The 20,423-nt window shown below is 31.1% G+C and carries 16 protein-coding genes, 1 rRNA gene and 1 pseudogene; 2 read left to right on the top strand and 16 right to left on the bottom strand.

What is annotated here, in order from left to right; all coding sequences use genetic code 11:
- The 7 genes from BLV79_RS10780 to BLV79_RS10750 form a co-directional block, all read right to left on the bottom strand.
- Nucleotides 1-126, bottom strand: a 16S ribosomal RNA gene (locus tag BLV79_RS10780); the annotation flags it as partial.
- Nucleotides 127-833: 707 nt separating this feature from the next.
- On the bottom strand, nucleotides 834-2,075 hold the full coding sequence (gene glyA, locus BLV79_RS10775) for a serine hydroxymethyltransferase (protein WP_074718869.1): 1,242 nt from the start codon (nucleotides 2,073-2,075) through the stop codon (nucleotides 834-836).
- A gap of 406 nt (nucleotides 2,076-2,481) precedes the next feature.
- Nucleotides 2,482-4,854, bottom strand: coding sequence for a protein translocase subunit SecDF (locus BLV79_RS10770; protein WP_074718867.1), 2,373 nt, complete (start codon nucleotides 4,852-4,854; stop codon nucleotides 2,482-2,484).
- Nucleotides 4,855-4,987: 133 nt separating this feature from the next.
- Nucleotides 4,988-6,367 (bottom strand): thioether cross-link-forming SCIFF peptide maturase, encoded by a 1,380-nt coding sequence (gene scfB / locus BLV79_RS10765; protein ID WP_074718865.1) that lies wholly within the window; start codon nucleotides 6,365-6,367, stop codon nucleotides 4,988-4,990.
- Nucleotides 6,368-6,535: 168 nt separating this feature from the next.
- Nucleotides 6,536-6,679, bottom strand: a complete 144-nt coding sequence (gene scfA, locus BLV79_RS10760; RefSeq protein WP_074718862.1) for a six-cysteine ranthipeptide SCIFF — start codon at nucleotides 6,677-6,679, stop codon at nucleotides 6,536-6,538.
- A 95-nt stretch (nucleotides 6,680-6,774) separates the two neighbouring features.
- Nucleotides 6,775-8,166, bottom strand: coding sequence for an asparagine--tRNA ligase (gene asnS / locus BLV79_RS10755; protein WP_074718860.1), 1,392 nt, complete (start codon nucleotides 8,164-8,166; stop codon nucleotides 6,775-6,777).
- A gap of 58 nt (nucleotides 8,167-8,224) precedes the next feature.
- Nucleotides 8,225-9,379, bottom strand: coding sequence for an FKBP-type peptidyl-prolyl cis-trans isomerase (locus BLV79_RS10750; RefSeq protein WP_074718858.1), 1,155 nt, complete (start codon nucleotides 9,377-9,379; stop codon nucleotides 8,225-8,227).
- Between the two features lie 189 nt (nucleotides 9,380-9,568).
- On the opposite strand from BLV79_RS10750, the gene BLV79_RS10745 reads away from it, so the two are divergent.
- Nucleotides 9,569-10,057 carry a hypothetical protein gene (locus tag BLV79_RS10745; protein WP_074718856.1) on the top strand — a complete coding sequence of 163 codons (489 nt, stop codon included), beginning with the start codon at nucleotides 9,569-9,571 and terminating at the stop codon, nucleotides 10,055-10,057.
- Nucleotides 10,058-10,123: 66 nt separating this feature from the next.
- Here the strand turns inward: BLV79_RS10745 and BLV79_RS10740 are convergent, their stop codons facing one another.
- The 3 genes from BLV79_RS10740 to ispE all read right to left on the bottom strand — a co-directional run bounded on the left by BLV79_RS10740 (nucleotide 10,124) and on the right by ispE (nucleotide 12,223).
- On the bottom strand, nucleotides 10,124-10,549 hold the full coding sequence (locus tag BLV79_RS10740) for a YwiB family protein (protein WP_074718854.1): 426 nt from the start codon (nucleotides 10,547-10,549) through the stop codon (nucleotides 10,124-10,126).
- Between the two features lie 10 nt (nucleotides 10,550-10,559).
- Complete coding sequence (locus BLV79_RS10735; RefSeq protein ID WP_074718852.1) at nucleotides 10,560-11,243, bottom strand: GntR family transcriptional regulator; 684 nt, start codon at nucleotides 11,241-11,243, stop codon at nucleotides 10,560-10,562.
- 107 nt (nucleotides 11,244-11,350) lie between these two features.
- Nucleotides 11,351-12,223: a 4-(cytidine 5'-diphospho)-2-C-methyl-D-erythritol kinase gene (ispE, locus tag BLV79_RS10730; protein WP_074718850.1), complete on the bottom strand. Its 873-nt coding sequence runs from the start codon at nucleotides 12,221-12,223 to the stop codon at nucleotides 11,351-11,353.
- A 219-nt stretch (nucleotides 12,224-12,442) separates the two neighbouring features.
- On the opposite strand from ispE, the gene BLV79_RS10725 reads away from it, so the two are divergent.
- Nucleotides 12,443-13,063 carry a hypothetical protein gene (locus BLV79_RS10725; protein ID WP_074718848.1) on the top strand — a complete coding sequence of 207 codons (621 nt, stop codon included), beginning with the start codon at nucleotides 12,443-12,445 and terminating at the stop codon, nucleotides 13,061-13,063.
- 136 nt (nucleotides 13,064-13,199) lie between these two features.
- Here the strand turns inward: BLV79_RS10725 and BLV79_RS10720 are convergent, their stop codons facing one another.
- The 6 genes and pseudogenes from BLV79_RS10720 to clpX all read right to left on the bottom strand — a co-directional run bounded on the left by BLV79_RS10720 (nucleotide 13,200) and on the right by clpX (nucleotide 20,407).
- The gene (locus BLV79_RS10720) at nucleotides 13,200-14,009 is read right to left on the bottom strand and encodes a metal ABC transporter permease (RefSeq protein ID WP_074718846.1); all 810 of its coding nucleotides are present in this window, start codon (nucleotides 14,007-14,009) and stop codon (nucleotides 13,200-13,202) included.
- 4 nt (nucleotides 14,010-14,013) lie between these two features.
- Entirely contained in the window at nucleotides 14,014-14,832 is an 819-nt protein-coding gene (locus BLV79_RS10715; protein WP_083354557.1) for a metal ABC transporter ATP-binding protein, read from the bottom strand.
- A gap of 26 nt (nucleotides 14,833-14,858) precedes the next feature.
- Nucleotides 14,859-15,764, bottom strand: a complete 906-nt coding sequence (locus tag BLV79_RS10710; RefSeq protein WP_074718845.1) for a metal ABC transporter substrate-binding protein — start codon at nucleotides 15,762-15,764, stop codon at nucleotides 14,859-14,861.
- 269 nt (nucleotides 15,765-16,033) lie between these two features.
- Nucleotides 16,034-16,615: pseudogene (gene yihA / locus BLV79_RS10705) on the bottom strand (ribosome biogenesis GTP-binding protein YihA/YsxC); the annotation flags it as partial.
- A gap of 44 nt (nucleotides 16,616-16,659) precedes the next feature.
- Complete coding sequence (lon, locus tag BLV79_RS10700) at nucleotides 16,660-19,002, bottom strand: endopeptidase La (RefSeq protein WP_074718841.1); 2,343 nt, start codon at nucleotides 19,000-19,002, stop codon at nucleotides 16,660-16,662.
- A gap of 142 nt (nucleotides 19,003-19,144) precedes the next feature.
- Nucleotides 19,145-20,407: an ATP-dependent Clp protease ATP-binding subunit ClpX gene (clpX, locus tag BLV79_RS10695; RefSeq protein WP_074718839.1), complete on the bottom strand. Its 1,263-nt coding sequence runs from the start codon at nucleotides 20,405-20,407 to the stop codon at nucleotides 19,145-19,147.
- Nucleotides 20,408-20,423: the final 16 nt, after the last annotated feature.

Below are 20,423 nucleotides of genomic sequence, written 5' to 3'. Positions count from 1 at the left end.
CACCCGTCCGCCACTCAGTCACATTATCTTCCTTCCGAAGAATTCAAACAATGCGCTTCGTTCGACTTGCATGTGTTAAGCACGCCGCCAGCGTTCATCCTGAGCCAGGATCAAACTCTCATTTTAAAATTTGATTCTCAGAACTTAGCTTGGCTAATTTCCTTGTTACTGTTTTAAAGGTGCATCTTTTTTGATGCTGTTGTTGTAATCTTTTGATTACTTGAATAATTCTCTTTAGAATCTTTCAAGGTTTTTCACTATTTAGTTATCAAAGTTTTTGTTTCGCTTATCAGCGACAACTTCTATATCTTATCATCTTTCTTTGTGTTTGTCAACACTTTTTTGTTTTTATTTTTCTAATTCGTAGCCACCAATCAAGGTGCTAATAATCGAATATTAAAACCAAAAACAAATGATTATCAATCGCTTATCAATGTTTATATAAACAATTGATGAAAGATGACCATCGAAGTTTTTCTCACAAACCAAAGCATATGCTTCCGTATATATCTACTTCCATATATATCTACTTCCGTATATCTACTTTAGCTTTTATGCTTAAGTTTCCTTTGCTTGTGAGCTCTTCGCTGTCAGCTCAATTATAATATCATCTTTTTTGCCGCTCGTCAACACTTAAAGTGGTTTTTTTTATTAAAAGTTTATTTTTTCTTTTTTCTATATTATTTTGAATCTTCTGAATTTTTCCATTGTTATTTTATCATGTTATTTTTTTAATAATATATGTAATATAAAAAGGCTGTCCTTCCAATAACTAAATTTTAATCTAGCTATTGGCAGACAGCACAATTTTTCAGATATAAGCAATTTACAATCTAAAACTGTAATGGATATTTATCTGTTAATTCTTTTACAATTGCTTTTGCATCATCAATTGCTTCTTCACCTTTATTTATTAATAATGCAATTGCCTCTGCTACTTTATCAAAATCTTCTTCTTTTAATCCTCTACTTGTAGCTGCAGGTGTTCCCAATCTTATACCACTAGTTACAAATGGTGATTGTGGATCATTTGGTATTGTATTTTTATTTGCTGTAATATTAGCCTTATCTAATAATTTTTCTATTTCTTTTCCTGTTAATCCTTTTTTAGTAAGATCTATTAACATTAGATGATTATCTGTTCCACCAGAAACAATGTCTATTCCTCGTTTCTGAAGTCCTTCGCATAAACTTTTTGCATTTTTTATTATTTGTTTCTGATACTCTTTAAATTCTGGCTGTAATGCTTCTTTAAAGCATACTGCTTTTGCAGCAATAACATGCATTAATGGACCGCCTTGAATACCAGGAAAAACAGCTTTATTGAAATTATATTTGTCTGCAATTTCTTTTTTTGCCATAATCATACCGCCACGTGGACCTCTTAATGTCTTATGAGTTGTTGTTGTAACAATATCAGCGTATGGAATTGGACTTGGATGTAGACCTGCTGCAACAAGACCTGCAATATGAGCCATATCCACAAATAATACTGCATTAACTTTATCTGCTATTTCTCTAAATCTCTTAAAATCAATAGTTCTAGCATACGCTGATGCTCCTGCAATAATCATTTTTGGTTTACATTCAAGAGCTATTCTTTCCACTTCATCATAGTCAATTACACCTTGATCATTTACTCCATAAGGTACAACATTAAAGTATTTACCCGAAAAATTTACTGGTGAACCATGTGTTAAATGTCCGCCGTGATCAAGATTCATTCCCATAATTGTATCATTTATATTTAAAACAGCAAATTGAACTGCCATATTTGCCTGTGCACCTGAATGTGGTTGAACATTGACATATTCGCAGCCGAATAATTCCTTTGCCCTTTCTCTTGCTAATTCTTCGATTATATCAACTTTTTCACATCCGCCATAATATCTTCTACCTGGATATCCTTCTGCATATTTATTTGTCAAAATAGACCCCATAGCAGACATTACTGCGGGACTTACCCAGTTTTCTGAAGCAATTAATTCAATATGTGAATTTTGTCTTTCAAATTCAGCTGTTATTGTATCAGCAACTTCACTATCGATTTTTTTTATATCATCTAATGTATACATAACTCGTCTCCTTTTTCTTGTTATTTTCATGTTGTTTTTATGTTGTTTTTAAGAATTCTCCCTTATTTTCATTCAACATTTACTCAATTATATATTAGTTTTTTTTATTTTTCAACTCATTATATGATTCCAACTTATGATTTTTTATAATCTTATTTTTTAGCTATACTTCTAAAAAAAGAGAATCTAGCTATTGTTTTTGAATTCCTTTCAAACTGTATTTAAACTCTTTATATACGTGTAACTTTTACTTCTTTTTTATGTAAATTTTACTCCTATTAAGTTCAATACAATACAATAACTTGATTCTCTGATTTATATTTTGATCTTTTATGCCTAACGTGCTATAGCGTATATGCTTTATGCATTTTGGCTTATATGTTTTATTATAGACATTCGCCTTACGTTAATTATTTAACGCTGCTTTTTTTGTCTTATTCTTATTCTTTCCTTTTTTTGAACTAGATAAGTTTTTCTTTTTTGTTTCTTCATCTTTATCTAGTTTTCTTGATTTTAATTCATACCAAATCTCTGTTGCTATAAAGATTGAAGAATATGAACCTGCAATCAAACCAATCATTAATGGTAATGAGAAGTCACGAATTGACTGAACTCCAAAAACGTATAATGAACATACCATAATGAATGTTGTAATTGATGTATTAATTGATCTTGCTAATGTTTGTGATAATGAAATATTAGCAACTTCTCTTAATTTCTCTTTTGAAACTACATTTGTAGAATGTAGATTTTCACGAATTCTATCAAAAATTACTATAGTATCATTGATTGAGTAACCTACAATTGTCAACATTACGGCAATAAATGTTGTTCCTGCTGTAATTCTAGATAATGCATACAATGTTAGTACCACTAATACGTCATGAATCAAGGCTATAATAGCACTTGCTCCCATTCTTGCATCTTTAAATCTTATACAAATGTATATCAACATAAAAATACATGATACAACTACCGCCTTTATGGCATTAGCTCTCATCTCACCACTAATTGTTGAACTAATACTTTGTGTTTGTATGCTATTCTCTTTAATACCAAACTCTTTATCATATGCAGCTGCTAATGCTTTTCTTTCATTTAGCGATAAATTACGTGTTTTAACAACTACGTTATTGTTTCCTTCAACAGCTGTTGCCTGAATATCAGTTTTTGAAATTGTCTTTCTTACTACTGGAACAATATCTTTTTCAATCTGTTCAATTGTGTATTTTTTACCAAAATCAGCAGTTGTAGATGTACCACCCATAAACTCTAAGCTATAGTTTAACGCTTTTCCTGAATTTAATGAGAAATAAATCATTCCACCAATACCTGCTAGAATAATACATGATGATAAAACATAGTATTTAACTCTATTTTCGATAAATTTAAATACTTTCTTTTCTTTTGCTCTGCCATAAAATTTCTCATCTCTTACACCGAGTGCATGTATTGCTCTAAGGATATGTTTTGAAACAAATACTGCTGTAAATACTGATGCTCCAATTGAAATTGCTAATGTATATGCAAAACCTTTTACAGTACCACTACCTAATGCCATCAAGATTAGAGCTGCTATCATTGTAGTAACATTTCCATCAATAATTGCAGATAAAGCTTTTTTATATCCTTCTGTAATCGCATTGCCAGAAGATTTTCCTGATGCTATCTCTTCTTTTATACGCGCAAAAGTAATTACATTCGCATCTACTGCCATACCTATACCTAAAACAATACCCGCAATACCTGGTAATGTTAACGTTATATCATATAACTGTACAATTGAAATTACTAAACCTGTATAAATCAGCAATGCTAAGCTGGCTACAAAACCTGGAACTTTATATCCAACAATCATAAATATAATAACTAATGCTAAACCAACCGCACCTGCAATTAAACTGTTTTCGAGAGCTTTTCCACCAAGTGATGCTCCTACAACATTTGACTCTATCTCTTTTAATTTAAGGTTAATTGCACCTGCACGAATAAATGTTGCAAGTTTTTTAGCATCTTGGAAGTTCTCATCTTTTGAACGACCTGCTTTTGTGAAACCATTAATTTCACATTTACCGTCTTTAATTACAGCCGAAACTGTTGGAACGCTCAAAAATTTTCCATCATAATAAATAGCAATTGACTGACCTGATGCTTTAGCCTTTTCAGTTTCCTCTGCGAAAACTTTAGTTGCTTTTGATTTTAATTCAAGATTAACAACAGGGGATTTTCCTTCTACTGAATCGCTTCCTGAATATCCTGCCTGTACTTGTGCAACATCAGAACCTGTCATAATGATTGAACCATCTTTTTTCAATTGGTCTATGCTAACATTTAATTTATAATCTTTTTCACTATCACCAGTCTGGTTTACCCTTGAATAGTTTTGTTGTCCATCTTTTCCAGTTTGTCTAATGAAATAAAGTGTTCCTGGATTACCTAATTCTTCAAGTACCTTATTTGCGTCTTTAATTCCTGGAATTTCTACTGCAATTCTGTCTGAACCGCTTTTATACACTGAATACTCAGTACTATAGTTCTCGATTCTTCGTTCTAATTTAGCAATTGTATCATTTATATCTTCTTTCGAAGGATTCTTATCTTGGATTTCGTAAGTAATTGATACACCACCTGCTAAATCAAGACCCAACTTGATTGGATATTTACTACCCTTTTTATTCTTTGCTCCCGTATCCTTAATTACAATCCCTGAAAACGCACCCAACGTTAGAATTGCAACAAGGACAAAAGCAAGAATGATAACAGCTTTCTTTTTTTTCATCTTCTTTACCTTCCTATCTCCTTTTAGTATGTTTTACTCAAGTGTAAAACCGTATGCTTATTTAGTTTAACCCTAAACTAATAAGATTCATAAAAAAACCAATACACTATATTTTTGAAATTAATAATTTCAATTACTCTTCTTCAGTTCCTGATTCCATGTCTGCTTCTGCTGCCTTAATCATGATTGAACATTCAACACGTTTTCTTTGAAGTTCGCATCCTAAATCATATGTATCATTGATTGTTCCTTTTTCATTGTATGAATTAGCTGCGCATCCTCCACTACAATAAAATCTTGCGAAACAATTTTTACATTTTTCTCTTGAATATACGTTACATTTTTTAAACTTATTAACAATATCTGTTTTTTGTACGCCTTTCCAAATGTCACCTAATAAGAAATCTTCATTTCCAACAAACTGATGACATGGGTATAAATCACCCCAAGGAGTTACAGCAAGATATTCAGTACCTGAACCACAGCCTGATAAGCGCTTAGCGACACATGGTCCTCCCTCTAAGTCTATCATAAAATGGAAGAAGTTGAAATCTTTTCCTTCTTTTTTACGTTTAACCATTTCTGCTGCAAGTTTATCATACTGTTCAAATAATTTTGGTAAGTCTTCTTCTGTTAAACAATACTCTTCTTTTGGATCTGTTACAACTGGCTCTACTGAAACCTGTTTAAATCCAAGGTCTGCCAAATGTAAAACATCTTCAGAAAAATCTGTATTGAAATGAGTATATGTACCTCTTACATAATAGTTATTCTGATCTCTACTGTCTGCTAATTTCTGGAATTTTGGAACTATTAAATCATAACTTCCTGCACCTTTTCTAAAAGGTCTCATTCTATCATGAACTTCTTTTCTTCCATCAATACTTAATACAACGTTGCTCATTTCTTTATTAGCAAATTCCATAACGTCATCATTTAACAATACACCATTTGTTGTAAGTGTAAATCTGAATTTTTTATTATGAATTTTTTCTTGTGAACGACCATATTCAACTAATTGTTTTACAACATCAAAGTTCATAAGTGGCTCTCCACCAAAGAAATCCACCTCGAGATTTACTCTATTACCTGAATTTGCAATAAGGAAATCAAGTGCCTGTTTTCCTGTTTCATAAGACATTAATGCACGTCTTCCATGATATTCACCTTCTTCAGCAAAGCAATATTTACAAGCTAAATTACAATCATGTGCAATATGTAAGCATAAAGCTTTAACAACTGTAGGTCTCTTATCTATTAAATCTGTAATGTATCCTTCATAATTATCTGGAGTAAATAATTCCCCATTATCTTTAAGCTCTTGAACTTCTTCAATTGCCTCTTTTAATTCTTCTTTAGAATATTTATCTCCTAATTCCTCGATAATCTGTTCAGATGTTTTATCTTCAAATAACGCAATTACATCATAAGTCATATCATCGACAACATGGATTGCTCCACTATTAACATCTAAAACAATATCATAGCCATTGTTCTTAAATTGATGAACCACTATAATATTCCTCTCTTTCTTTGTAACTTAATTATTAAATCAGCCCGTATAAATATGATTCTTATGGGCTTTTATTTTTTTATTCATAGTGTAGATTTTTTATTCATAGAAAAAACCGCACGTCTCTTAATTCGTGCGGTTTTTTCTGTTATCTAAACAGTCACAAAATTATTTGCACTGTTCGCAAGTCTGGTTACCTACTGTACATGATGTTTTGCAAGCAGACTGGCATGATGTCTGGCACTCACCACAGCCACCTTTTTTAATTGTATTTTGTAATCTTCTTGTTTTAAGAGTTTTTACGTGTTTCATATTAATTATCTCCTTTTCTTTGTATTGACAAACAAAAGACAATTCGCCTATCTTCTTTAATTATAACATAGGGAATAAAATATGGAAAGAACTTTTTATAGTTCACAATTATTAACTGTACGTGGGAATGGAATTACGTCACGAATATTTCCCATACCTGTTAAATACATTACGCAACGCTCAAATCCAAGGCCAAATCCTGCATGTCTAGCTGTACCATATTTACGTAAATCAAGATAGAATTTATATGTTTCTTCATTTAAACCTAATTCTTTCATTCTTGTAATTAATTTATCGTAATCATCTTCTCTTTGACTACCACCAATTATTTCTCCAATTCCTGGAACTAAACAGTCAACTGCAGCAACTGTTTTATTATCATCATTTAGTTTCATATAGAATGCTTTGATATCCTTAGGATAATCTGTTACAAATACAGGACGTTTGTAAATCTGTTCTGTTAAGAATCTTTCATGTTCTGTTTGTAAATCACATCCCCATTCAACTTTATATTCGAATTTATCGTTATGTTTTTTAAGGATTTCTACTGCTTCTGTATATGTTACTCTTGCAAAATCGTTACTTACAACGTTGTTTAATCTCTCTAACAATCCTTTATCTATGAATTTATTAAAGAACTGCATTTCTTCAGGAGCATTCTCTAAAACATAATTGATTACGTATTTTAACATACTTTCTGCTAAAATCATATCATCTTCAAGATCTGCAAAAGCAATTTCTGGTTCAATCATCCAAAACTCTGCTGCATGTCTTGTTGTATTAGAGTCTTCAGCTCTAAATGTTGGTCCAAATGTATAAATGTTTTTAAATGCCATAGCATATGTTTCTCCATTTAATTGACCTGATACTGTTAAATTAGCTGGTTTGCTGAAGAAATCTTTTGAATAATCAACTTTTCCATCTTCTGTTTTTGGAACATCATTAAGATCAAGTGTTGTTACCTGAAACATTTCACCTGCACCTTCGGCATCACTTCCTGTAATTAATGGAGTATGTACATAAACAAATCCTCTTTCTTGGAAGAATTTATGTATTGCATAGGCACATAAAGAACGAACCCTAAATACTGCTTCAAAAGTATTTGTTCTTGGTCTTAAATGCGAAATAGTTCTTAAATATTCCATTGTATGTCTTTTTTTCTGTAATGGATAATCTGGTGTTGATGCACCTTCAATTTCAATTGTTTCTGCCTGTAATTCAAACGGCTGTTTTGCTTCTGGTGTTGGAACTAAAACACCTGTTACAACAAGTGCAGCACCTACATTCACTTTTTCAACTTCTTCATAATTTTCGATACCATTTCCGTATACAACTTGAATAGGCTCGAAAAATGTACCATCATTTAATACAATAAAACCAAAATTCTTTAAATTACGGTTACTTCTAACCCATCCACCAATTGTTATTTTCTGGTCATAATATTCTTCTTTATTTCTAAAAATATCTCTAATATTTGTTAAGTTCATAATATCTCCCTTCTAAAAATATCTCTTTCAACTTTAGATATTTAATATGTGAACTTTTTTATTTTTCAGTAACTTCTGCATCTGAAGCCACTTTATCTGCTGCTTTTTGTGCTCTTAAAAGCATATTAATATATTTTTTGCCTTCTTTTACGTTATCAGCCCCAAAATATTTGTATACATCGTTATCTTTTTTGAATATACCTTGTGAGTTTTGAATTAAATTTTTAATATATCTCTCACTTTCATCAGCTGTAACTGTAATCTTTTCTTGGTCAGCAATCTTTGTGAATGCAAGTTCAAAAGAAATCTGCTCTTTTTCAAATTGTTTCCATTGTTTTTTTGCATCTTTTAAAGACATATTGTTATCTTTCAAGTATTTTGTAATACTCTTACCTTTGCAATTTTCTTTTACAAATGCATCTTTGTATTCTTTAATTCTTGTTTTTAAATAGTCATCTGGAATCTTAATATCACTATTTTTAATTACATAATCTTTGATTGCATTCATTTTTTCTTGGTATTTTTGTTGTTTTACTTGTTCTTCATATTGATCAGAAATAGCCTTCTTTAATTCAGCAACCGAATTAATATTATATGTTGAACCGAATTTTTCTTTTACCATCTCATCTGTAACATGATCTTTATCAACTGTCTTGTAAATACCTTTTATTTTAAATTCAAATGTTGTCTCTTTTCCTGCTAATTTTTTTTGTGAATAATCCTTAGGAAATACGACGTTGCTTTTTATAGTAGTACCTACCTTGGCACCTTTTAAACCGTTTGTGAAGCCCTCAATATATGTAGTTCCAGTAGTAGGATCCGAATTCTTTGAAACATCTAATAAAACATCTGTCGCTTCTCCGCCCTGAAATTTTTTATTGTTTAAGTATCCTGTGTAATCAACCATTACCAAATCACCGTCTTTTACAGTGTCACGATCTTTTATTTCTTGTCTATTTAAACCTTGGTTTTGGATAATTGATTCATATTGTTGATCTAAATAACCATCTGGTAATGTATACTGCGAACTATTAATTGTTACAGGTATCTTTTTATAATTTGCAAGCTTTTTAACTAGCTTATTTGCATTAATATTATACTCTCCACTCCTTTTTTCAGTCTGTTCAGAGCCCTTAAAAAAATTAATTGAGCAAGCTGTTGTCTGGCTTGCCAACATTGATGCTAATAATACTACAATTATCTTTTTCTTCATCACTTTATCCCTTTCTTAATTCCTATTAGGAATTTCATTAACTTATTAAACATACCACATTTACAGCAAAAAAAAAAGTTTTTACTCAAAAAAGTCATAAATTGTTTACATATACCACATGTATTTCATTGATTTTTATTAAAATCAATGATAGAATTAGTTTATTGAAATAAAGGAGGATTCCCAACAGTGAGCATTATTACAATTATATTATGGGTTTTCTTAGCTGTTCTTCTTGCTGCTTTCATCGCATTATTTTTTCTCAACAAAAAATATTCAAAAGCAAAAGAACAACAAGATTTACTCATTTCAAAGAATTCCGAATGGATTACATTATTAGTCATCGAGAAAAAACGATGTAAGGCTAGTGACTCAGGTTTGCCTAACAGTATTAAGCAAACACTTCCAAAAGCTTTTCGTCGTTTCAAAAAATTAGCAATTGTTAAAGGTAAAGTTGGTCCAAAAATTATATCTTTTATTGCTGATGAATCTATTTTTGATGATATTCCTATTAGAACGGAAATTCGAGCAAGTGTTTGTGGTCTTTATATTACAGATATTCGAGGACTTAGAACACCTATTGAAAAGAATCAAAAGAAAAAAGGATTCAGAGCTAAAATGACTGAAAAATATAATGAAGCTTCAAAAGAACTTAATAATAACAAAAAGAAAAAATAAAATATATATAAAAAACTGTGCAAAAATTATTTGCACAGTTTTTTCATAATACAACTGATAAATTAATTATTTATATTGTACTCCAACATTTATTTTACAGTCATATTTGTAGTCTCTAGTAAATTCTAAAACATAATCTAAATCTATTTGTAATCCAGCATCTGTCTCTTTTATTAGAATATTATTCGTAATAAATCTAATTTCTATAGTTCCAAAAGTGGTTACATAATTTGTCAAATTTTTTTGGCCTTTTTTGAACACCATTTTTGAATTTATTGATCCTTTTTTTATGACCTCTATTTTGTCTTTTTCAACTTTAATAAGGTTATTTGTGACACTTTTATCTTCTTCTATTGTGCTATAACTTATGAAAAAATTTTCATCTTTTGAATGAAATTTACCATTAGTTACAATTTCAGATGTATTAGTATCTTCTGGTTCTTTTTGATTGATTTGTTTTCCTCGAACCGTCACTAATATATCTCTTGCCATCTATTCACCTCTAATCTTCCTGATTTCGAATTACTTCTTTAACTGCCAATGCCTGATTCTTAATATGCTTTTGCATAGCTACCGTCAATAATGACTCATCTCTCTCCTCTAAACCTTTTACTATAGCGTTATGCTCTTTTATAAGTTTAGGATAATTCTCTGGTTTTTTGATATATTCTACTCTATATCTATACATCTGTTCTCTTAAGTTACTTAATAAAATAACTAACTTAGGATTTTCTGTTGCTTCATAAATTGTATCATGAAACTCGACATCTTTTTCTGCAATTGTAGTAATGTCACTTGTTTCAAGACTTATCTCAAACTCTTTTCCTATAGTTTTTAAATGTGTTAATTGAGATTCTGTCATTTTTTTGCATGCAATTTTAGCTGCTAATTCATCGAGTGCCTCTCGAATCTCTAAAACATCTTCCATATCCTTCTCAGTCATTTTAGCAACCTCTGCACCTTTTCTAGGTATTGTTACTGCTAAACCTTCTTGTTCAAGCATTCTAATTGCTTCTCGGATTGGAGTTCTGCTTACTCCCAATTTAGTTGCTAGTTGAGCTTCCATCAATCTTTCCCCCGGACGTAGCTCTCCTCTTAGAATCGCCTCTCTTAATGTGTTAAAAACGATATCTCTAAGTGGTAAATATGCACTTGTATTTAATTTTAAGTCTAATTCCTCTGTCATAATTTTCACTTTCTCCTATTCTAAACCTTCCTAAAACAAAGGACCCCACAATATCTAAGCCCCTTCCTGCTTAGCTTACAAGTTCCTTTTGTAACATTATTGTACCTTTATTTTTTGACGTCGTATGTATGAGTTGTAACCACATATGGCGCTAAGTTTGTTTCTTTTAATTTTTTATAAGCTTCTTCTAGCTTATCTTCATCATCAAATATGCCAAATACTGTTGGTCCGCTTCCACTCATTAAAGAATTAACAGCACCTAATTCAAGCATTTTATCTTTGATTTCTTGAATTATCGGATGCATTGAAATCGAAACACTCTCTAAAACATTTCCCATTTTAGATGCCATACCATATAAATCGTTATTTGACATATCTTCCATCAATCCGTCTATATCCGGATGAATAGTATTCTCATCTAATTTTAGATTTTGATATATAACCTTTGTTGGAACAAATAATTTAGGTTTGGCGACTAACAAATTACAGCGCTTAATTGGTGGTAATTCTGTTAATACTTCACCTATTCCTTCCGCTAAGGCTGTTCCTCTTTGAATGCAAAATGGTACATCTGCACCTAAGCGCACTCCTAATTCTTTTAGTTTTTCTTTGGTCACATCAATATCAAATAATTTTTTCATACCTATCATTACGGCAGCAGCGTCAGAACTTCCCCCTGCCAACCCTGCTGATACAGGTATTCTTTTATCAATTTTAATTGATACACCCTGTGTGATGCCAAATTCGTCTTTCATCAACTTTGCAGCTCTATAAGCCAAATTATTATCATCTACTGGTAAAAATGATAGCGAAGTCTCTAGTTTTATTTCATCTTCAGCCAACTTTTTCATGCAGACTTTATCATATATATTAATATTTTGCATTATCATTCTTACTTCGTGATAACCATTAGCTTTTTTACCAACAACATCTAGCCCAAGATTAATCTTGGCTAATGCCTTTAATACTACTTTGTCCATGATTTTTCTCCTTATTGTATACAAAAAAATCTTAACATCATTTCAAAAAAAGGTCAACTCTTGCGCGTTTTTATTTCTTGAAAAATTTGTTAATTCTTTATGAATTTTTGCCGATAAATACTGCAGAACTTTATGTTACACATGCCATTCTGTCGTATTTCATAGGATATGACTTTTGACAGATTTTACACGGCATTTTTTACCAAGGAGGGTATCTTTATGAGTATAGGAGCGATCACCAACAACCAGGCTACAACAATGGCCGCTTCTACCGTTTCAAAAAAAAGCAATGAAACTGTAGAGGAAAAGAAAACTAATAAAAGTGGATTTTCTGAGGAAGCTGCTGTATATGAAAAAAGTGATTCTAGTCAAAATAGCTCAGTTAAAAAAACTGATAATTCGGCTATTATAGAACAGCTTAAGCTTGACGCAGAAACACGCAAACAACAACTTATTAGTATTGTACAGCAAACAATCAGTGGACAAGGCAAAGCCTTAGCTGCAACTGATGATATATGGAAATTCTTAGCTTCAGGCGACTTTACCGTTACTCCTGAAGTTAAAGCACAAGCACAAAAAGATATAGCTGAAGATGGATATTGGGGTGTTGAACAAACTTCTGACCGAATTCTTTCTTTTGCAAAAGCTTTAGCTAACAACGATCCTTCTGCTGCCTCAGAACTTCTTGATGCTTTTAAACGAGGATTCGAACAGGCAACAGGCACATGGGGTAAAGATTTGCCAGAACTTTGCCAAAAAACTTATGATGCAGTCTTAGAAAAATTTGACAAATGGGTAAATGAAGGTAAAACTTCTACCGATACAAAAACTGAAACTTGAGAGATATAATTTTGGAAATTACCAATGAGAAGGCATAATTATCCCATGTCCTCTTATGTCTTCTCATATTTGTAAAGCCGAAGGCATTCCCTCCTCTTCTAATGCCCTCGGCTTTTTTATATTATAAATACATATTTTATTTATTCTTTTTTCCAAAAATATATGTCAGAAAATAGATTACTGACGCTATAATCACTATCATTGGCCCAGTTGCAACATTAGTATAATAAGATGACCACAATCCTAACACTCCAGAAAATAAAGCAATTATAATGGAAAACAAGTGATATTCTCTTAGATTTTCCGCCATGTTTCTGCTGGCTGCTGCTGGTAAAATAATTAAAGCATTTATTATTAATATCCCAACCCATTTTATTGATACAGTTACTATTAATGCAACAAATACCGCAAATAAGTTTTCCAATAATTCTACTTTTATATTTTTACTTTTTGCCAATGTCTTGTGGATTGCTATTGCATTTAATTCATTTGACGCAAATATCCAAAAAATTATTGTTGATAAAAATATAACAGCAAGGTAAACTATTTCTTTTGAAGTTATACTTAATACATCTCCTACAAGCATACTTGAGTACTGACTAAAATTTCCACCTTTACTCAATATTGCAAGCCCTATTGCAACCGAGCACGATGAAAATACTGAGATTATTGTATCTTTTGAAGCACTACTGTTTTTACTTATCTTGTTGAGTAATAGAGCGAATATCACTGCAAAAATAATCATTGAAATATTCAAATTTTTCATACCACATATTACTCCAACTGCAATCCCTGTCAATGCTGAATGCCCAAGTGCATCAGAAAAAAATGCCATTTTCTTATTGATTATCATTGTTCCAATAATTCCGAATAAAGGAGTGATTATTAGTATAGCTAGTATTGCATTTCTCATAAACTGAAAATTTAACCAGTTCGTAAAATTCATTATTTTAATCCTCCTTTGTGCCAAATTGTTCAGCGACGTAATCAAGGCTTCTCTCTTTTACATCCTGCTCCACATCAAACCAAGAATTAACATCACCCTTAAATATTCTTTCAAATTCTTGACTATTAAATACTTTTTCTGGATTTCCCTGACAAACTATGGTTTTATCAATCAGTGCTACATGATCTGCATATTTTTTTACATAATCTAAATCATGTGATATTAGAATTATTGCTAAATCATAATGTGTTTTTAAAAATTCCATAGTTTCAAAAAAAAGCTTCATTCCGTTTTGATCTATTCCCGAAACCGGTTCGTCTAACAATAACAGATTAGGATTATCCATTATTGCCATTGAAAGCAAAACTCTTTGAAGTTGACCGCCTGATAGATTACAAACCTTTTTATCTATCAATTCTTCTGCCTCAAATACTTTCAAAACTTTTTTTATTTTATTATAAATTTTTTTCTTTTTATAAAGAAAAATCGGAAATCTTGATTGATAACTTGCTATCAAATCAAATACAGAAACAGGTGTATTTTTTTCAATATTAATTGCCTGAGGAACGTAACCAATTTTTAATTTTTTTATATGTCCATCTTTGGTATCTCTAAATTCAATACTTCCAGAATGTGGAATATCGTTTAGAATTGCACGTATAAGGGTTGATTTACCTGCACCATTTTGACCAATTATTGCATTTAAAGATCCACAATGAACATGTAAATTAATATCTTTTAACACCTCTTGTTCTCCGAATTTAACTCCGAGATGTTTAATTTTTATGCAATGGAAACCACATGGGTTGATTATTTTTTGCATAATTTCTTCCTTCCATAATGCTTTTGTTAATTGTTAATCATTATTTTTTCTATTTTATCCAGATTTTGAGTAATACCTTTTATATAGGCATCCTTTTCATATTTGCCTCTGTTTAAAGGATTAAGATAAATAACTTTTACATTACTTTCTCTTTCAACAGCATCGCCAACACTTTTAGCATATTTTTTTTCTGCAAAAATATATTTCACGTTATTTTCTTTAATATGCGTCAAAACATCTGCAATCTCACCTGCGCTAACTTGTCTCTCTTCATCTAAATCTAATGCATATTTAACATCTAAATTTAATCCCTTAGCTGTATATTCAAATGCTTCATGAAATACAATAATATTTTTTGCTGAATTTTTAGCCAAAAGCTCTTTTTCTCTTTTTTGTATCTTCTTTAATTTTTCATCATACTTTTTAGCATTTTTTAAATATACGTTGGCGTTATCAGGATCTGTCTTAGCCAGCTGTTTTGCTATATTTTTTACTTGCTGTCTATAGGTATACGTCCCCATCCAAGTATGTGCATTCTTTTCGCCATCTTCTTTAATCAACTCAATCCCTTTACTAGAATCAATTATTTTGACATTTTTATATTCTTTGACAACGGTTCCCAAAAAAGATTCCATTCCCGCACCATTTGCAACAAAAATATCTGAAGAAGATATAAGTTTCATATCTTGTGTAGTTAATTGAAAATCATGCAAACAACCTGTTTTGGGTTCACTTAAGTTTTTTAAATTAACATCTGCACCATCAACTATATTCATCGTTGCTATATATACCGGATAAAAAGAAGTAACTATTGTTTTATTTTTAGTGACTTTTTGAGGCGTTTCCCACATAACGTAGGCTACTGTACAAGACACAAAAAAACAAAATGTTGCTAAAAGAATGGCACCTAATGTTACGTATCTGTTTTTCATTTTTAAACTATTCCTTTCTACGAAAAAGTTTATCTGTTTTTTATTTTATTCTTATGCTTTCTTGCCACTGCTTTTTTTTGTTCTTTTTTATCAGCTTTTTTCTGACGCTGTGCTTTAGTCTCTTTTCCAATTTTTTTCCAGCGCTCTTTTTTAGTTTTTTCTTTTTTTTCACCTTGTTTAGAAAGAATATATTCTTTTTCTTCTCTAGCCGTTAATACTTTTCTTTCGATTAATTGCTCTTTTGTCATAGGAGTCTGATCTGGATTTCTTAATAAATAATTATCTATAAGATCCATCAATTCATTCTTTCCCAATTTAGTTTCTGAAGAAAAAGGAATTAATACATCTTCCTTACCCATTCCAAGTATTTGTCTTATTCTTGAAACGTGGGAATTAATCTGACTAGGCTTCAATTTATCAGCTTTTGTTGCTACTATAATTGGTTTGAATCCTTGTGAATTAATCCAATCATACATTAGGCAGTCATTTTCTGATGGCTCATGTCTAATATCAATCAGTAGGAATACTGCTTGTAATTTAGCTGATTGATGTAAATAGTTTTCTATCATAACGCCCCACTGAGCTTTAATCTCTTCATTTGCTCTAGCGTATCCATAACCAGGTAAATCAACTAAATATCCTATGTTATTAATATTATAAAAGTTAATAGTTTGAGTTTTACCTGGCTGAGATGAAATTCTAGCCATACCTTTTCTATTCAAAATAGTATTAATCATCGAAGACTTTCCTACATTTGATTTTCCTGCAAAAGCAACCTCAAACAATGTATTTTCCGGGAGAACACTTGTTACTCCACAGACTGTTTCTAATTCAACACTTTTAATTACCATATTTTTTCCTCTATTTATCGGCATAAATATATTTATGCATATTTTTATTTTACAAATGCAACATCAAGTACTTCTTTTATATGTTTTGTAAAAACAATCTCTATTCCATCTGTTATCTCATTTGACAATTCGAAAATATCTGCTTTATTCTTTTCTGGAACACATACTGTTTTAATCCTAGCATTCTTTGCTGCTAAGATTTTTTCTTTTAAACCACCTATAGGCAATACTCTACCTCTGATAGTTATTTCTCCTGTCATAGCAACATCCGCTCTAACAGGTATTTTTTTTATTGCTGATAACATTGCTGTTGTCATAGTTACGCCTGCTGAAGGACCATCTTTAGGAACAGCACCTTCAGGAATATGAATATGAATATCATTTTTTTCAAAATAATCATCTGAAATACCATATTCTTTACTCATTGATCTTATATAGCTTATACCCGCCTGCGCAGATTCTTTCATAACATCGCCTAACTGTCCCGTCAACTTGAATGTACCTTTACCAGGCATTGTATTAACTTCAATTTCAAGAGTATCTCCACCAACCGCTGTCCAAGCTAAACCTCGAACAATTCCAACTTCATCTTCTTCATTTTTTGAATCAAATGTATAAATTTCTTTTCCAAGATAATCTTTTATTTCATCAGTTCCAACTTTAATGGATAATTCTTGATTATTATAAACTTTTCTTGCAACTTTTCGACAAACTTTTCCAATTTGTCTTTCAAGATTTCTAACGCCAGCTTCCCTTGTATAACTTCTTATCAACAAAAGTAAAGCATCATCATCTATATTCATGTTTTCGGCTTTTAGACCATTTACTTTCATTTGTTTACCTAATAAATGTTCTCTAGCAATATGCAATTTTTCATTTTCTGTGTATGAAGAAACTTCAATTACTTCCATTCTATCTAATAATGGACGTGATATATCTTGTAATGAATTGGCTGTAGCAATAAACAAAATATCAGATAAATCAACCGGTACCTCTATATAATGATCTACGAATTTAGAATTTTGCTCTGGATCTAAAACCTCTAAAAGTGCAGCTGATGTATCACCCTTAAAGTCTTTGCTTACTTTATCAATTTCATCCAACAAAATCAAAGAGTTTCTTGATTGTGTGGTATTAATTGCTGTAATAATTCGACCAGGCATTGAGCCTAAATAAGTTCTTCTATGTCCTCGAATTTCTGCTTCGTCTCTTACTCCACCTAAACTTATTCTTGCGTATTTCTTACCAAGTGCTTCTGCAACTGATTTTGCAATGCTTGTTTTACCTGTTCCTGGAGGTCCTACCAAACAAATAATTGGCGCCTCACCCTTTTGAGTAAGATTTCTGACAGCTAAATAATCTATAATTCTTTCTTTTACTTTTTCCATTCCATAGTGTCTTTTATCTAAAACTTCTTTGGCATGATTGATATCTTTATTATCTCTTGTTTTCTTTTTCCATGGAAAATCTAATACTGTTTCAATATATGTACGTTGTAAAGCTGAATCCGGTGCACCTGGGCCCATCATTTTTAGTCTTGATATTTCTTTGTTAATTTTATCTGTTATCTCTTTATTAAGCTTTAATTTTTTTAATTTTTTTCTGTAATTCTCTATAACATCCTCTGTTAAATCTTCGCCTAATTCTGAACGAATAACAGCAAGTTGTTCTCTTAAAATATATTCTTTTTGATGTTTGTCTACTTTTTCGTTAACCTTTTCTTTATATTCATTAAGAATTTCCAGTTTATTTATTTCATTTACAAACAACGCTATAATTTCTTCATAGCGTTCATCTATATCTATTGCTTCTAAAATAGCTTGTTTCTTCTCAGGTCTAACTGGCAAAGAATACGCTATATTGTCTATTAAAACTCCAATACTATCAAATACACTTATTATTTTTTTTATTTCATCAACTTTTTTATTTATTGTTGATGCATACTTGTAAAATATACTTACTACGCCCTCAATTAATGCTTCATTCTTAACAGAATCTTCTAAACTTGATTCCTGAATTTCTTCAACTGTCGCTTCTAAATAACCTTCTGCTTCTTTCAATTCAGTCATCTTTGCTCTATATGACCCTGAAATAATAATACGTTCTGTATCATCATCTATTTTTACTTTTTGTTCTATTTTTGCAACTACACCTATCTGATATAAGTCTTCCTGTTTTGGATCTTCTTCTGATGCATTTTTTTGTGTAACTAAAAACACTTGACTATTGGTTTCTAATGCCTTTTTAGTTGCATTTTTAGAAGTTTCTCTAATTAATTCAAATGATTCCACTGTACTTGGAAATGCTACAATTCCTCTTAGAGTAATTGTCGGTAAAGTTGCCTTACTAACAATTAACTCTGCTTCATTAAAATCTATTTTCTCCATTTTATCTCCTTGATTTTTCCAAAAACTTTCTCTTATATAATACTCATATATAACTCTCTTTTATTATAAACTTTTCTATCATTACATAAAACAAAAAGGGGGTCTTTATTTGAACCCCCTTTACCATTTATAACTTATTATACTACGATGTCTTTTTTAAAACAAACTTTGGTTCATCCTGGCTTGCTTCTTTTAAACGTTCTTTGACAATTTCTTTTGTAATGTTATACTTCTTAATGCTATCATCTGATGGAATTTTATACATAATATCTAACATTATATTCTCCATAATAGCTCTCAAGCCACGTGCACCTGTTGCTCTTTTTAATGATGCTTCTGCGATTTCATCAATTGCATCTTCATCAAATGTCAATTGAACATCATCAAGTTCAAATAATTTCTGGTACTGTTTTGTTAATGAATTCTTTGGTTCTGTTATTATTCTTACCAATGCTTCTTTATCAAGCTCATCTAAAGCTACTGTAATTGGCACACGACCAATAAATTCAGGAATCAAACCAAATTTAACGAAATCCTGTGGCAATGCACTCTTGAATGATCTTGATAGATTTGTATTTGATTTTAAAAATCCATTAAATCCAATTGTAGATTCATCTTTTCTTGTTTCAATAATTTTTTCTAATCCATCAAACGCTCCACCACAAATAAATAAAATATTTGTAGTATCAATTTGAATTAATTCCTGCTGTGGATGTTTTCTTCCACCCTGTGGAGGAACTGAAGCTACTGTACCTTCCAAAATCTTTAAAAGCGCCTGTTGAACACCTTCACCAGAAACATCCCTTGTTATTGAACGGTTCTCAGATTTTTTAGTAATCTTATCTATTTCATCGATATAAATTATACCGTATTGTGCTCTTTCAATATCGTAATCTGCTGCTTGAATTAGTTTTAACAAAATGTTCTCTACATCTTCACCTACATAACCTGCTTCTGTTAATGAAGTAGCATCTGCTATTGCAAATGGAACATTTATAATTCTTGCTAATGTCTGTGCTAATAATGTTTTACCTGAACCAGTTGGTCCTAACATTAAAACATTACTCTTTTGTAATTCGACATCTAATTTCTTACCATTCATAATTCTCTTATAATGGTTATATACAGCTACTGATAAAACCTTCTTTGCTCTTTCCTGACCGATTACGTAGTCATCTAAAAAGCTCTTGATTTCTTCTGGCTTTAATAAATTAATATCTTCCGAAACTTCACTAATTCCTAGGTCATTTGAGCCATAACCTTCTTCATCTAATATTTCTGCACAAATATCTATACATTCGTCACAAATAAATGCGCCATTTGGTCCCGATATTAATCTATGAACCTGATCTTGTGTCTTTCCGCAAAAAGAACATCTTATTTTATCATCCATCTTTCCTGCCATATTACCTCTCCATAAT

Origin of the sequence: Lachnobacterium bovis DSM 14045 (assembly GCF_900107245.1) — a bacterium.
Lineage (GTDB): Bacteria > Bacillota > Clostridia > Lachnospirales > Lachnospiraceae > Roseburia > Roseburia bovis.
This window is presented reverse-complemented; position numbering and strand designations above follow the sequence as displayed.

Bases quoted from the DNA above. Each gene is read 5' to 3' on its own strand.
- BLV79_RS10715 (WP_083354557.1), bottom strand. From the start codon at position 14,832: ATGCAAAAAATAATCAACCCATGTGGTTTCCATTGCATAAAAATTAAA.
- BLV79_RS10770 (WP_074718867.1), bottom strand. From the start codon at position 4,854: ATGAAAAAAAAGAAAGCTGTTATCATTCTTGCTTTTGTCCTTGTTGCA.
- glyA (WP_074718869.1), bottom strand. From the start codon at position 2,075: ATGTATACATTAGATGATATAAAAAAAATCGATAGTGAAGTTGCTGAT.
- scfA (WP_074718862.1), bottom strand. From the start codon at position 6,679: ATGAAACACGTAAAAACTCTTAAAACAAGAAGATTACAAAATACAATT.
- BLV79_RS10735 (WP_074718852.1), bottom strand. From the start codon at position 11,243: ATGACAGAGGAATTAGACTTAAAATTAAATACAAGTGCATATTTACCA.
- asnS (WP_074718860.1), bottom strand. From the start codon at position 8,166: ATGAACTTAACAAATATTAGAGATATTTTTAGAAATAAAGAAGAATAT.
- clpX (WP_074718839.1), bottom strand. From the start codon at position 20,407: ATGGCAGGAAAGATGGATGATAAAATAAGATGTTCTTTTTGCGGAAAG.
- BLV79_RS10720 (WP_074718846.1), bottom strand. From the start codon at position 14,009: ATGAATTTTACGAACTGGTTAAATTTTCAGTTTATGAGAAATGCAATA.
- BLV79_RS10740 (WP_074718854.1), bottom strand. From the start codon at position 10,549: ATGGCAAGAGATATATTAGTGACGGTTCGAGGAAAACAAATCAATCAA.
- BLV79_RS10725 (WP_074718848.1), top strand. From the start codon at position 12,443: ATGAGTATAGGAGCGATCACCAACAACCAGGCTACAACAATGGCCGCT.
- ispE (WP_074718850.1), bottom strand. From the start codon at position 12,223: ATGGACAAAGTAGTATTAAAGGCATTAGCCAAGATTAATCTTGGGCTA.
- BLV79_RS10710 (WP_074718845.1), bottom strand. From the start codon at position 15,764: ATGAAAAACAGATACGTAACATTAGGTGCCATTCTTTTAGCAACATTT.
- BLV79_RS10750 (WP_074718858.1), bottom strand. From the start codon at position 9,379: ATGAAGAAAAAGATAATTGTAGTATTATTAGCATCAATGTTGGCAAGC.
- lon (WP_074718841.1), bottom strand. From the start codon at position 19,002: ATGGAGAAAATAGATTTTAATGAAGCAGAGTTAATTGTTAGTAAGGCA.